Annotated in this window: 12 protein-coding genes; 5 read left to right on the forward strand and 7 right to left on the reverse strand. The window is 72.2% G+C overall.

Annotation, left to right across the window (positions count from 1 at the left end):
• Positions 1-53: 53 nt before the first annotated feature.
• Positions 54-1,871 carry a stealth family protein gene (locus ABZT18_RS01215; RefSeq protein WP_354993373.1) on the reverse strand — a complete coding sequence of 606 codons (1,818 nt, stop codon included), beginning with the start codon at positions 1,869-1,871 and terminating at the stop codon, positions 54-56.
• A gap of 505 nt (positions 1,872-2,376) precedes the next feature.
• On the opposite strand from ABZT18_RS01215, the gene ABZT18_RS01220 reads away from it, so the two are divergent.
• A complete protein-coding gene (locus tag ABZT18_RS01220; RefSeq protein ID WP_354993372.1) occupies positions 2,377-3,297 on the forward strand; it encodes a DNA-3-methyladenine glycosylase 2 family protein in 921 nt (306 codons plus the stop codon).
• 9 nt (positions 3,298-3,306) lie between these two features.
• Here ABZT18_RS01220 and ABZT18_RS01225 read toward each other — a convergent pair whose 3' ends face one another.
• From ABZT18_RS01225 to ABZT18_RS01235, 3 genes are all read right to left on the reverse strand, one after another.
• Complete coding sequence (locus tag ABZT18_RS01225) at positions 3,307-3,810, reverse strand: DUF1990 domain-containing protein (RefSeq protein ID WP_354993371.1); 504 nt, start codon at positions 3,808-3,810, stop codon at positions 3,307-3,309.
• Between the two features lie 86 nt (positions 3,811-3,896).
• The gene (locus ABZT18_RS01230; RefSeq protein WP_354993370.1) at positions 3,897-4,319 is read right to left on the reverse strand and encodes an SRPBCC family protein; all 423 of its coding nucleotides are present in this window, start codon (positions 4,317-4,319) and stop codon (positions 3,897-3,899) included.
• A 94-nt stretch (positions 4,320-4,413) separates the two neighbouring features.
• Entirely contained in the window at positions 4,414-4,626 is a 213-nt protein-coding gene (locus ABZT18_RS01235; RefSeq protein ID WP_099851492.1) for a hypothetical protein, read from the reverse strand.
• 135 nt (positions 4,627-4,761) lie between these two features.
• Here ABZT18_RS01235 and ABZT18_RS01240 point away from each other — a divergent pair, with 135 nt between their 5' ends.
• Together ABZT18_RS01240 and ABZT18_RS01245 are read left to right on the forward strand one after the other, a co-directional pair.
• Complete coding sequence (locus tag ABZT18_RS01240) at positions 4,762-5,877, forward strand: ATP-dependent DNA ligase (protein WP_354993369.1); 1,116 nt, start codon at positions 4,762-4,764, stop codon at positions 5,875-5,877.
• A gap of 58 nt (positions 5,878-5,935) precedes the next feature.
• Positions 5,936-7,507, forward strand: a complete 1,572-nt coding sequence (locus tag ABZT18_RS01245) for an alpha/beta hydrolase (protein ID WP_354993602.1) — start codon at positions 5,936-5,938, stop codon at positions 7,505-7,507.
• A 10-nt stretch (positions 7,508-7,517) separates the two neighbouring features.
• Here the strand turns inward: ABZT18_RS01245 and ABZT18_RS01250 are convergent, their stop codons facing one another.
• The gene (locus ABZT18_RS01250; protein WP_354993368.1) at positions 7,518-8,789 is read right to left on the reverse strand and encodes a YncE family protein; all 1,272 of its coding nucleotides are present in this window, start codon (positions 8,787-8,789) and stop codon (positions 7,518-7,520) included.
• Positions 8,790-8,960: 171 nt separating this feature from the next.
• Here ABZT18_RS01250 and ABZT18_RS01255 point away from each other — a divergent pair, with 171 nt between their 5' ends.
• Positions 8,961-10,109, forward strand: a complete 1,149-nt coding sequence (locus ABZT18_RS01255) for a helix-turn-helix domain-containing protein (protein WP_354993367.1) — start codon at positions 8,961-8,963, stop codon at positions 10,107-10,109.
• Positions 10,110-10,131: 22 nt separating this feature from the next.
• Positions 10,132-10,584, forward strand: a complete 453-nt coding sequence (locus tag ABZT18_RS01260; protein ID WP_354993366.1) for a GNAT family N-acetyltransferase — start codon at positions 10,132-10,134, stop codon at positions 10,582-10,584.
• A 62-nt stretch (positions 10,585-10,646) separates the two neighbouring features.
• Here ABZT18_RS01260 and ABZT18_RS01265 read toward each other — a convergent pair whose 3' ends face one another.
• Entirely contained in the window at positions 10,647-11,372 is a 726-nt protein-coding gene (locus tag ABZT18_RS01265; RefSeq protein WP_354993601.1) for an ABC transporter ATP-binding protein, read from the reverse strand.
• 11 nt (positions 11,373-11,383) lie between these two features.
• Complete coding sequence (locus tag ABZT18_RS01270; protein WP_354993365.1) at positions 11,384-12,379, reverse strand: ABC transporter ATP-binding protein; 996 nt, start codon at positions 12,377-12,379, stop codon at positions 11,384-11,386.
• Between the last annotated feature and the right edge of the window lies 1 nt (position 12,380).

Here is a 12,380-nt window from a genome sequence, read left to right on the forward strand (position 1 = left end):
GACGGGTTTTGGGAAACGCGGGGGGAACATCAGCTGGCTGGGCTGCCGCAGTTTCACTCGTCGCGCCGCAGCAGGACGGCCTTGAAGTCGGTGACCGTGTTGAGCATGTTGTTCGGCATGGTCGGCGCGTCGATCGGAGCGCCCCGACGGGCATCCCGCATCGGCCGGTACGACCGCCGCCACAGCTCGCTGGCACCCACGCTCCGCCGCTCCGCCACCACGTCGTCCGGCAGCTCGAACGGCGCGGGGAAGGGCAGATAGCGCGGCAGGAAGTCGGCCAGCATCTTTTCCTGCTCTTCGAACGACCGAGGGTCGGAATCGGTGTCGTTGAGGCAGAAGACGTCGCGGTGCCGGCGGGCCAGCAGCTCGGTCAGACGGGCGGGGGTCGAGGGGTGACCCAGGTCGGCGTACTCGTACTCGATGTCGCCGGGGACGGCCTGCGCGGTCAGGAACGCCCAGTACTGGTGCAGTGACGACGGGATGGACAGGTCGCCGTGGTGACGGAACCGGTGCCGCGCGGTGGCCATCACCTCCTCCGGCAACTTGCCCTCGATCTGCTGCATGATGCTGCGGCGCAGTGCGAACGGGGTGTGCTTCATCTTCTGCGTGATGGTCACGCCGAACTGCCGCTGGATGTGCCGACGGTTGTTCTTTCCGGCGGCTTTCACCGGCGGATCCTCCGGCTTCGCCTCGCCCAGGCCGAACTGCGCCGGTGAGGGGAAGAACTTCGCGATCCCGTTGGCGTGGAAGAAGTGGTTCGGCAGCAGCGGACGCCCGAGGAACACGTCGTCATTGAGGTAGAGGAAGTGTTCGGCCAGACCATCGATACGGTGCAACCGGGACTCGATGGCGTGCGAGTTGAACGACGACCGACCGCCGAGGTCGGCGAAGAGTTCGGCATGCGAGATGATCGTGATCATCGGATGGCTCGGGTCGAGCCAGCTCGGCAGCTGACTGTCGGTGATCAGGAAGATCCGCCGCAGCCAGGGCGCGAAGCTGTGCAGCGACCGCATCGAATACCGCAGCTCGTCACGGTTGTGGTAGCGCGAGGAGTTCGCCGCGACCGCGTGCAGCGGGCCGTCGGGGGCACCGAGCGCCGTCGACTTCCGCTTCAACCATTGCGGGTCGGAGCCGTCCACCCAGGTGTAGACGGCGTCGATCGGGAAGCCAATGCGGTCCGGCGCCCGGACGGCCAGGTCCCGGCGGGTGCCGTAGGTGTGGTCGTCTGCCTCGGGCACGAAGTGGCTCATCAGTGCTGCGGCCACCCGGACCGGCTGCGCCCGGGCGGGCGCCTCGTCGACGACCCCGTTGCGTCGAGGCGCGCGAACCATGTCCCCGCGCCGGCTCCAGAACTCGATCTCGCAGGCGAACTTGGCGCCGAGGACCACATTGGCCCGGGCGTCGGTCACCGGGAAGCAGACCTGGAACACCTCGGTCGGTGCGGCGTCCGGCTGGTCCCGACCGGGCCGAACCTGCACCACCCGGACGTGGGCGCCCGACAGCGCCGGAGCGGAGCTGATCAGGCGTTGCACCGCCGGGCGTTGGTCGTCGAGGACTGCGACGGTGCTGCGCAGATGGTCATCGTTGCGGATGCAGTGATACTCGATGCCGGCCGTGCGCAGCGCGGTGGTGACGGCGGTGAGGTTGCGGTGCCACTGCTCCAACGGCGTAGCCGTGGCGACCACCTCAGCCCGGGTTCGGACGCCACCGTCGGGCACGCTCACCCGGGCACCCAGGGGATGCACGGTGTCGCCGCCGCGTGGTCGGGAGAGCGTCTGCACCACGCCGATCCGCCGGTGCGCGGGCAGCAGAGCCAGGAGGCGCCGCCGTGCCGGCGACGGCAGAAGTCGGTAGATCTTCAGGGCGATCATGCGCTGGGCCGTCCGCTCGGGACTGCCACCTCATCGGCGGCCACCCCGTCAGCCCTGCTGCTGGGTAGCGGCGTGAAACCCCACTCGCGATGATTCGACACACACTCGTGCAGCCATCACTGCATGCCTTTCCACAGATCCCCCGTTGGCACTGCATGGCGATCTGCACCGACCGTACGCAGCGCTGTGGCCGCTGTCGGTGGACACCGATCTCCGGGCCGGACCCCGTTCTCCCGCGAGCGGGGAAGCTGGTGGCCGCCGCAGGTGACCCGGGGCAGTGCATTTACCTGCAGGACATCAAACAACCACACGATCGACACCTGGCATACAGCGGAAGGTGGCATAAGGGCGTTCTGCACCGACTAGCCGGAAGAATCCTGGCCATTCGGGTGGTTAACGACACCGATCTGGTTAGTCGAACGCATCCTCACGATTCTCCCCAACGGGCTGCGGGACCCTGTACGGCGGTCACTGAGGCAGCACCGTGGCCTGGCAGAGTAACGGGGTGACCGAGACCGAACCCGCCGCGACCAGGGTGCTGCACCCGCCGGTCGGCTACCGGCTGGCCGCATCGGTCCGCGCGCTCACCTTCAGCCCGTACGACCCGTGCGCGCGCGTCGCCGCCGGCACCTTCTGGTGGGCCGCCCGCACCCCGGACGGGCCGGCCACTCTCGCGCTGCGGCCCGCGGGCGGCGAGTTGCTCGCGGAGGGCTACGGGCCCGGCGCCGAGCACGTCCTGGCCCGCGCCGACGCGATCGCCGGGCTGCGTGACGACCAGGCCGGCTTCGCCGAGCTGGCCGCGGCGCACCCACTGGTCGCCCGACTGGCCCGGGAGCACCGCGGGCTGCGGATGCCCACGACCGGGCAGGTCTTCCCCCGGCTGCTGCGCGCGGTCTTCGAGCAGAAGGTCACCGGCAAGGAGGCGTACCGGGCGTACGCGGCGACCGTGCGGCACTTCCGCGAGCCCGCACCCGGCCCGCTACAACCGCTGCTCCTGCCGCCCGAGGCCGCCGCGGTGGCCGCCACCCCGTACTGGGTGTTCCACCCCTTCGGCGTCGAGCAACGCCGGGCCGACACGCTGCGTCGCGCCGCGTCGCTCGCCGACCGGTTGGAGCGCAGCGCCGACGCCACCGAGGCCACCCGCCGACTGACCGCCATCCCCGGCATCGGCCCGTGGACCGCCGCCGAGGTGGTGCGGATCGCCTACGGCGACGCGGACGCGGTCAGCGTCGGCGACTACCACATTCCGAACACGGTGGCCTGGGCGCTCGCGGGCGAGCCGAGGGGCGACGATGCACGGATGCTGGCCCTGCTGGAGCCGTTCAGGGGTCACCGGGGCCGGGTCTGCCTGCTGCTGGAGGCCGCCGGCCTTCGAGCGCCGAAGTACGGCCCGCGCGCCCCGATCCGCTCGTTCGCCCGGTTCTGACCACTGCGGTCAGCGTCCGGCGCACAGCCGGCGCAGAGTGCGTCCGAGCCACCACGCGTAGGTGTGTTGAACGGCCCGGACCACCGGGCCGCCAGCACGGGTGAACCAGCGGTCCGGGAGGCTGAACGCGCGTACCTCGAACCAGACCGCGCCGCCGTCGTCACGGCCGACCACGAACGCCTCCTCGCCCCGCTCCGGGTGCCCCGGCAGGGTGCCGTAGCCGAAGCCGGCGAGCGTGGGTGAATCCGCCCTCCAGATCACCCGGCAGGGCCCCCAGACGCGGACCGGACCGACGCCCAGGCCGGCGGTCACCAGCACGCCCTCGGTGGCCCGTGGAGCGTCGGTGCGCATCCGGACACCGGCGGCGCGGTGCAGCCGCCAGCTCAGCACCGCCTCGGCCGCGGTCTCGAAGCAGCCCGCTGGCATCGGGTACCGGTGGCGCAGGTGGTGGTATCCGCCGGGCAGCGGCCCCTGCCGGGTCGACCCCACCTCCGGGTACGTCAGCTCCGCCACCGTTCCCCCTCGACCTCGGCTGGACACGCGCCAGGGTACGGCCGACAGGACCGGGTCGCGCGTCGGTGCCGGCGACGGCTGTGCCGTCAGCCCTGCTCGCTCCGACGCTTGAGGCCGTCGGCCTCAAGGCGAAGATAGCGCCGGAGCAGGCCGCCGTAGAGCCAGCCGATCAGGCCGGCCAGCGGCCCAGACTGGCTCATTGCCAGCTCGACGCGCGTACGGCCGTCGGGCAGCGGCAGCAGTCGGTGGTCCGCCGTGGTCCGCACACCCGGGGAGTCGGAGACCCAGACGAACTCCCGCTGCTCGGTCAGCTCGGTGACCCGCCACACCGCTGGCCGCAGTTTCGGCTGGGTCAGCCGTGCGGTCGCGCCGACGGCGAATGGCCCCTGCTCCCCCCGCTCGGCGCGGGATACCGAGGTCGTCCACTCCGGCCAGCGCTGCACGTCGATCAGCACCGCCCAGACCCGCTCAACGTCGGCGGCGATCTCCGTACCGTCTTCGAACCGCATCGCGTCCCCTCCCCGGCGGCGCCGTCCGGCACCGCCACGGGTGCAGACGTGGCCGCCAGGTGGATCGTGACACCGGCGCGCAACCCCGGCGGGATCAGGCGGCTTCGCGCAGGTCGGCCAGGCTCAGTGGGGTACGCCTGCGCAGCAGCTCCTCCAGCTCCGGCACCGAGCCGACCTCACCGAGCACGTTCCGACCACCGCCGAACCGCTCCGGGTAACGGCGGGTCAGCCGGTAGCGGTAGCGGCCCCGGATCAGCTCGACACTCACCCGCCACCGCCCGCAGCAGTCACAGACCCACTCGGACACCTCGCGAAAGTAGCTCTGACCTGCGGTTATTCGATTCGCCCGGTCGGGACGAGCGGCGCGCGGGAGGACACGCCACCACGGCACCCACGGTGATCTGCCTCACGACTGTCGGCACCGTCTGATTGACTGGTCGCCGTGGACCTGCCGATCAACCCGCCGGTCGAGCCGATGCTGGCCAAGAGCGTTCCCAAGCTGCCCACCACGCCGGGGGTGACCTACGAGCCCAAGTGGGACGGGTTCCGGTGCATCGTGTTCCGCGACGGCGACGAGGTCGAGTTGTCCAGTCGGGGCGGCAAGTCGATGACCCGCTACTTCCCCGAGGTGGTCGAGCAGGCCCGCCGGCAGTTGCCCGAACGGTGCGCGGTCGACGGTGAGCTGATCGTCATCCGGCGCGACGGGCCGAGCGGCCAGCCCCGGTTGGATTTCGAGCTGCTGGCCCAGCGCGTCCACCCGGCCGCGTCCCGGGTGAAGATGCTGTCCGAGACCACACCGGCCGATTTCGTCGCCTTCGACCTGCTGGCCATCGGCGACGAGGCGCTGCTCGACCAGCCCTACCCGCGCCGCCGGGAGCGGTTGGTCGAGGCGCTGGCCGGGGTGCACCCGCCGGTGCACGTCACCCAGGTCACCACCGATCCGGACACCGCCCGCCGTTGGTTCGACGTCTTTGAGGGCGCCGGGCTGGACGGGCTGATCGTCAAGCCGGCTGACCTGCCGTACGAGCCGGGCAAACGGCTGATGTTCAAGGTCAAGCACTCCCGTACGGCGGACGCGGTGGTGGCCGGCTTCCGCTGGCACAAATCCGGCCCGGTGGTGGGCTCGTTGCTGCTCGGCCTGTATGACGACGCCGGGGTCCTGCACCACGTGGGGGTGAGCGCGTCGTTCAGCATGGCCCGCCGCGCCGAGTTGCTCGACGAGCTGGCGCCCTACCGGGACACCGGCGGCGAGCACCCGTGGGTGCATGGCGACCACGAGCGTGGCCAACGCATCCCGGGCGGGGTGAGCCGGTGGACCGGCACGAAGAACCTGGAGTGGGAGCCGGTGCGCCCGGAGCTGGTGGTCGAGGTGGGCTACGACGCGATGGAGGGCGAACGGTTCCGGCACACCGCCCAGTTCGTCCGCTGGCGACCGGACCGCGATCCCCGATCCTGCCGCTACGACCAGCTCGACCGCCCGATCCGCTTCGATGTGGACCAGGTGCTGCGCGGCGACCCGGCGGCCACCGTGGACCGGGCCGCCACCGGCTCGGCGTAGCCTGGCCGTCGACCCGACCTCGGAGGATCACGTGACCCGCACCGCCGACCAGCCTCGGATGGCGACCAGTCGCCGGGTCCGTCGAACTCTCGCCGCCTTCGCCGTGGCCGCACTGCTTACCGCCGGCTGCACGCTGCCGGCGTTCGCGCCACGCACCGACGTGGAGGGTGCGGCCGGGCCGACCGGCAGCGCGCCGACCTGGCGGCCCTGTCCCGAGGTTCCCGACGAGCTGGTCGGGCGCGGCGCACCGGACATGCGCTACGAGTGCACCCGGATCGCGGTGCCCCGCGACTGGGGCACCGGCAGCGGGGCGACGGCCGGCCCGGGCGCCGGGGAGACCTTCGAGATCGCCCTGCTGCGTGCCCGGTCCACCAAGCAACGGGACCGGGTCGGCTCGCTGGTGATCAACCCGGGCGGTCCCGGCGGCTCCGGCGTCGACACGGCCGTCTACCTGTCCTTCGGCACCCAGTTCGGTGGGCTGCCCACCTCGATCACCGAGCGCTTCGACATCGTTGGCTTCGACCCGCGGGGAGTCGCCCGGTCCAGCCCGGTGAAGTGCATCTCCGACGCCGACCTGGACGCCAGCTTCGGCTTCGACCCGGACCCAGCGAGCCAGTCGGCGTTCGACGGCCTCGTCGGCCTGAACCAGCGGATCGGGCGCGGCTGCGGCGATCGGTACGGCGACCAGTTGCCGCTGTACGGCACCGAGCAGGCTGCCCGCGACATGGACGCGGTGCGCGCCGCCGTGGGTGACGACAAACTCACCTACCTGGGCTACTCCTACGGCACCCTGCTCGGCGCCACGTACGCCCAGCTCTACCCGGAGCGGGTGCGGGCGCTGGTGCTCGACGGCGCCGTCGACCCTCAGCAGCGACTGGTGGAGGGCTCGGAGAGCCAGGCCCGTGGCTTCGAGCGGGCCTTCAACAACTTCACCCGCTGGTGCGCCGCGAACGCCGGCCGCTGCCCGATCGCTCCGGACGCGCGTGCCGCGGTGACCTCAGCCATCGACAAGGCCAAGGTTTCCCCGGTACGCGGCGACGACGGGCGGGAGGCCACCGCCGGCTGGGTGTTCTACGCGGTCATCTCGTCGCTCTACACCGAATCCGGCTGGCAGGAGCTGGCCCAGGCGATCGACCGGCTGGCCGAGGGCGACCCGAAGGACGTGTTCCGGCTCGCCGACGCGTACGCCGGTCGGGAGGACGATGGGCGCTACACGAACCTGTTCGACGCCAACCTGGCCATCAACTGCGCCGACGAGACGGAGAAGCCGAGCCGGGAGCAGATCCGGCAGTTGCAGTCGGAGTGGCGCGGAAAGTATCCGCTGTTCGGGCCGGCGCTCGCGGTCGGCATGTTGGGCTGCGTCGAATGGCCGGGTGGGCGTGACCCGTACCCGACCGGCCGGGCGAACGGCGCTCCGCCGATCGTGGTGGTCGGCACCACAGGTGACCCGGCGACGCCCTACGAGCAGACCCCGCGGCTCGCCTCGATGCTGGGTGTCGGTCGGGTGCTCACCTGGGAGGGCGAGGGGCACACCGCGTACCCGCAGACCTCCTGCATCACCGCGGCGGTCGACGCCTACCTGCTCGACCTGACCGTTCCGCGGGAGGGGCTGCGCTGCCCCGCCCGGTGACGGTGCCCGGTCAGCCGGCGGCCGGTGGCGACCAGCCCTCCGGCAGGTGGCCGATGCGGACCCGCTGTGGGTGGTCGCCGACCGGGACGCTGGCCACCTCCTGGCCGGTGGCGAAGTTGATCGCGGTGACCTGGTCCGCACCGGATTCGGAGATCACGCAGTCCCGGCCGTCCCCGCTGACCGTGGCCCAGTACGGCTTGCTGGCCGGCACGAGCGGGCCCTCGCGCAGCGTGGCCCGGTCCACCACGGTCGCGTAGTCGTCCATCGTGCCGGCGACGCAGAGCCGGGCGCCGTCCGGGCTGACCGACAGGCCATGGTGCCGCGAGTCGTTCACCCAGGTGGTGCGGTCCTCGCTGGTGGCCGGGTTCTTCGGCAGCGTGGCGACCCGGGTGATCCGGTCGGCGGCCACGTCGTACTCGACCAGGCCGTTGAAGAAGGACACCTGGAAGTAGAGCTTGCCGCCGTCCGGGGTGAACACCGCCGGGCGGACCGCGTCGGAGAGGTCGCGGCGGCCGGCGGCGTCCAGCCGGTCCCGCATGTCGATCACCTTGACCACCTGGAACGTGGTGGTGTCGGCGACGGTGATCCGGCGGTCTCCCTTGGTCCAGTCCAGCCAGGGCGCGTCCAGGTCGGTGTTGACCTCGCCGATGGACATGTTCCACAGCCGACGACCGCCGTCGGTGAAGATGTTCTCGTGCGGCTTGTCGCCGGTGCCGAACGAGCCCAGCTGCTGGCCGGTGCGGATGTCCAGCACGTGCAGGGTGTTCGAGGTGGACGCGGAGACCGCGACCCGGGTGCCGTCGGGCGACACGGCCATGTGATCGGCGCGGTAGCCGGAGACCGGGAACCGCCAGCGGATCCCCCCGGTGGCGAGGTCGATCGAGACCACGTCGGCGAAGCTGGGCCGGGACGCGACCAGGGCAGCGCCGTCCGGGGTGGTGTACATGTCGTCGACGAGCTGGTCGTGGCCCTCCCCCGGCCCCTGCCGGATGCCGAGAAAGTAGGCCAGCTTGATCGGGTTGAGGTAGATCTCGCGTAGCCGCGCGGCCCGGTCCGGGGTCACGTTGATCCGGCCGAGCTTGGCGTAGTCGCCACGGGAGCGGATGACGTCGGCGGTGCCGTCCCAGTTGTTGCCGACGAACATCACCTCCTGCAGGGCGGCGGACGCGGCGGCGGGCGTGGGCGCCGCCAGGGGGGTCGGCACGGCGAGCGCGAGGGCGGCCAGCGCGGCGAGGCCGGCGCGGCGGCGGGATCGGGACGGGCGGGGTGACACAGGGGTCATGGACGCCTCCTGGCAGCCGGTAGGACATCGACGTTTCTCGGTGGCTCGATCGGTGTTACCTTGCGGTAACAACCAGGAGAGCAACCGGACGGTCACCACGACTAGGGACCGGATGCCAACGACCGACCGTCCTGGTTGTGCCGCGACGACAACGGGAGGCGGCGCGCGCCGATGACCCGGACAGGAAAAGCCCCCACGTTCGGGGCGCTGCTACGCGACCTGGCCGCCGACGCCGTCGCCGTGGACGAGGTGGCCCGGGCCGCCCGCGCGAACTCGCCCGAGGTGGCCCGCCTCCCGGCCGGCGAGGTCCGCCGGCAGGTCGTCCTGCTGGTCACCAGCGGCCTCGGCGCGCTGGAACGCCACGAGGATCCCGCCGGGCGTGACTTCACCGAGGCCCGCAGACTCGGGGCCGGCCGGGCGGCGAAGGGCATCTCCGTCGCCGGCCTGCTGCGCGGCGTGCAGGCCGGCCGGGACCGGGCGGTCGAACTGGTGGTCCGGCACGGCCGGGCGGCCGGCATCGCGGACGAGGTGCTGCTGGAGGGGCTGCTCACCATCGGCCGGTACGCGGCCGCGGTGGAGTGGGCGGTGGTGGACGGGCACCGGGCCGCCGAGCGGGAGTTGGTCGGCACCGGCGCAGCAGCCCGGGCACGCCTGCTGGGCCGGCTGCTGCTCGACGGGCCCGCCGGCACGTCACCAGCCGAACTTGCCCGGTTCGGGTTACGGCCGGACGGCCGCTACCACTGCCTGGTCACCACCCATCCCGATCCGGCGCCGTCGCACGCCCTGCACCGCCAGCTCCTCCGGCACGGCGGCCTGCTCGGCACCGTCGAGGACCGGTTGGCCGGCCTGCTCCCGCGATTTCCCGGCGCCGCGACGGTCGACCTGCTGGTGCTGGTGGCGCCGGCACAACCGCTGGAGCGGGCCCCGGCGATGTACGCGCTCTGCCTGGCGGCGCTGCGCACTGCCACGCACCGACGGTTGCGCGGCCTGCGCCGGTTGACCGACCTGGCCGGGGAGACCGCCCTGGCCGCCCAGCCGGCCCTGGCCGAGCTGCTGCGGGGCACGCTGCTCGGCGCGCTCGACCCGGCCGACGAGTTTCACCGGGAGCTGGCCAGCACAGCGCTCGCCTGGCTGGACCACGGCCAGCGGCTGGACCAGACCGCCGCCGCCTTGCACGTGCACCCGAACACGGTGCGCTACCGGTTGCGCCGGCTTCGGGAGGTGACCGGCGGGCCGCCGGTCGAGGAGGGGGGACGGTGCACGGTGCCGGAGACCGTCCACTGGTGGTGGGCGCTGCGCAGCTGGCTGGACGGCTGCTGAGGGGTCGTGCCAGGCTGCCCGCATGACCGATGTGATCTTCCGGCAGGCCGTTCGGGCCGACCTGCCCGCCGTCATCGCCCTGCTATCCGACGACGTGCTGGGTAAGGCCCGCGACTTCACCGAGGTCGACGAGGCGTACGAGAAGGCGTTCGCGGACATCACCGCCGACCCGCGCAACCTGCTGATCGTCGCCGAGCAGGACGGCGACCTGGTCGGCTGCCTCCAGATCACCTACATCCCGGGGCTCGGCCGGCACGGCGCCGAGCGGTCCCTGATCGAGTCGGTCCGGGTCCACTCCGACCGGCGCGGCCGAGGGCTCGGCCGCGAGTTGATGACCTGGGCCATCGACCAGGCCCGGCGGCGCGGTTGCGCCCTGGTGCAGCTCACCACGGACAAAACCCGCGCGGACGCGCACCGCTTCTACCTGGGTCTCGGCTTCGCGGCCAGCCACGAGGGCATGAAGCTCCGCCTCTGATTCACGGCCCCGCAGGGACCGTTGGACGCCACCCCCTGGCGTGGGCAGTCGTCCGGCGGCGGTCAGCCGTCGACGAGCCGCCCGTCGCGCAGGACGAGCACGCGGTCGGCGAGATCGATCAGGGCGGGGTCGTGCGTGGCCACCAGCGCCGTCATGCCGCGGGCGTGCACCACCGCGCGTAGCAGGTCCATGATGGACCGACCGGTCTCCGAGTCGAGCTGACCGGTGGGCTCGTCGGCGATGAGCAGATCCGGCTCGTTGGCCAGCGCTCGGGCCACCGCGACCCTCTGCTGCTGCCCACCGGAGAGCTCGTACGGGCGCTGCGCCGCGTGCCCGCCCAGACCGACCAGCTCCAGCAGCACCGCGACCCGCTGCTCCCGTTCCGCGGCCGGCACCTGCGCCAGCCGCAACGGCACGCCCACGTTCTCGGCGGCGGAGAGGATCGGCACCAGCCCGAAGGTCTGGAACACGAACCCGACGGTGCCCCGGCGCAGCCGCAGCAACTCCGCCTCGCCGGCCGCGGTGACCTCGTGCCCGGCCACCACCACCTGACCGCTGTCCGGCCGGTCCAGCCCGCCGATCAGGTTCAACAGCGTCGTCTTGCCGGCCCCGGAGCGGCCCCGGATGGCGACCAGCTCGCCCCGATTGGCCGTGAACGAGACGTCCCGTACCGCGTGCACGGCGTGCTCGCCCCGACCGAAGGTCCGGCTCACGCCACTGACCCGGACCACCTCAGCAGGTTGCGCCGCCGGCACACCGCCGAACCCGGCCGCGCCGGTCACCACCATGTCCCGACGGCTCATGCCCGTGCCCCCCGCTCGTCCGAGGCCCGGTCACCGGGCCGTACCTGCACATGGTCCGGTTCCAGGTCGAGCCGGACCCGCTCCTTCAGCAGGAGCGCGTCGACGAACGCGGCCGGTAGCTGCATCCGCCCGTTTCGGTCCAGCACCGCGTACTCCTCGCTCACCAGCTCGGTGTTGCCGTCCGCGTCGATCCGAGCGGTCCGGCGTACCTCGGAGGCGGTCCGGCCGTCGCGGATCGCGACGGTCCGACGGACCTGCGTGGCCACGGCGTGGTCGTGGGTGACGACCACGATGGTCACCCCCAGCTCGGCGTTGATGGTGCGCAGCGCCGCGAAGACCTCCGCGCCGGTCGCCTCGTCCAGTTCACCGGTCGGCTCGTCGGCGAAGAGCACCTCCGGATCGTTCGCCACGGCCACCGCCACCGCGCACCGCTGCTGCTCGCCGCCGCTGAGCTGCCCCGGCCGCCGGTCCGCGCAGTAACCCACGCCGACCATGTCGAGCAGTTCCCGGGCGCGCTCCCGGCGGGCCTTCCGGCTGCGTTTGCCGGCCAACTGCATCGGCAGCTCGACGTTCTCCAGGGCGCTGAGGTACGGCAGCAGGTTGCGGCCGGTCTGCTGCCAGACGAACCCGACCAGCTCCCGTCGGTAGCTCAGCCGCCGCTTGGCGGACAGCGAGAGCAGGTCGTAGTCGGCCACCCGGGCGATGCCGGCGGTCGGCGTGTCCAGGCCGGAGAGGATGTTGAGCAGGGTCGACTTGCCCGAGCCGGAGGCACCGACGATCGCCACCAGCTCGCCCCGGTCGATGACCAGGTCGAGCCCCTGCAGGGCGACCACCTCCACCCCCTCGGTCTTGAAGATGCGCACCAGGCCGTCACAGACGATGTGCCCGCGAAGGCGGTCCTGCCCGCCGGCCCGCTCGGCGGCGCGTTGTGCGGCCCGCTGTTGCATGGCTGCCAGGTCCGGCACCAGTGGAGTCTGGGCGGTAACGGTCATC

The sequence above is a fragment of the Micromonospora sp. NPDC005291 genome, from assembly GCF_040607415.1.
Classification (GTDB): Bacteria; Actinomycetota; Actinomycetes; order Mycobacteriales; family Micromonosporaceae; genus Micromonospora.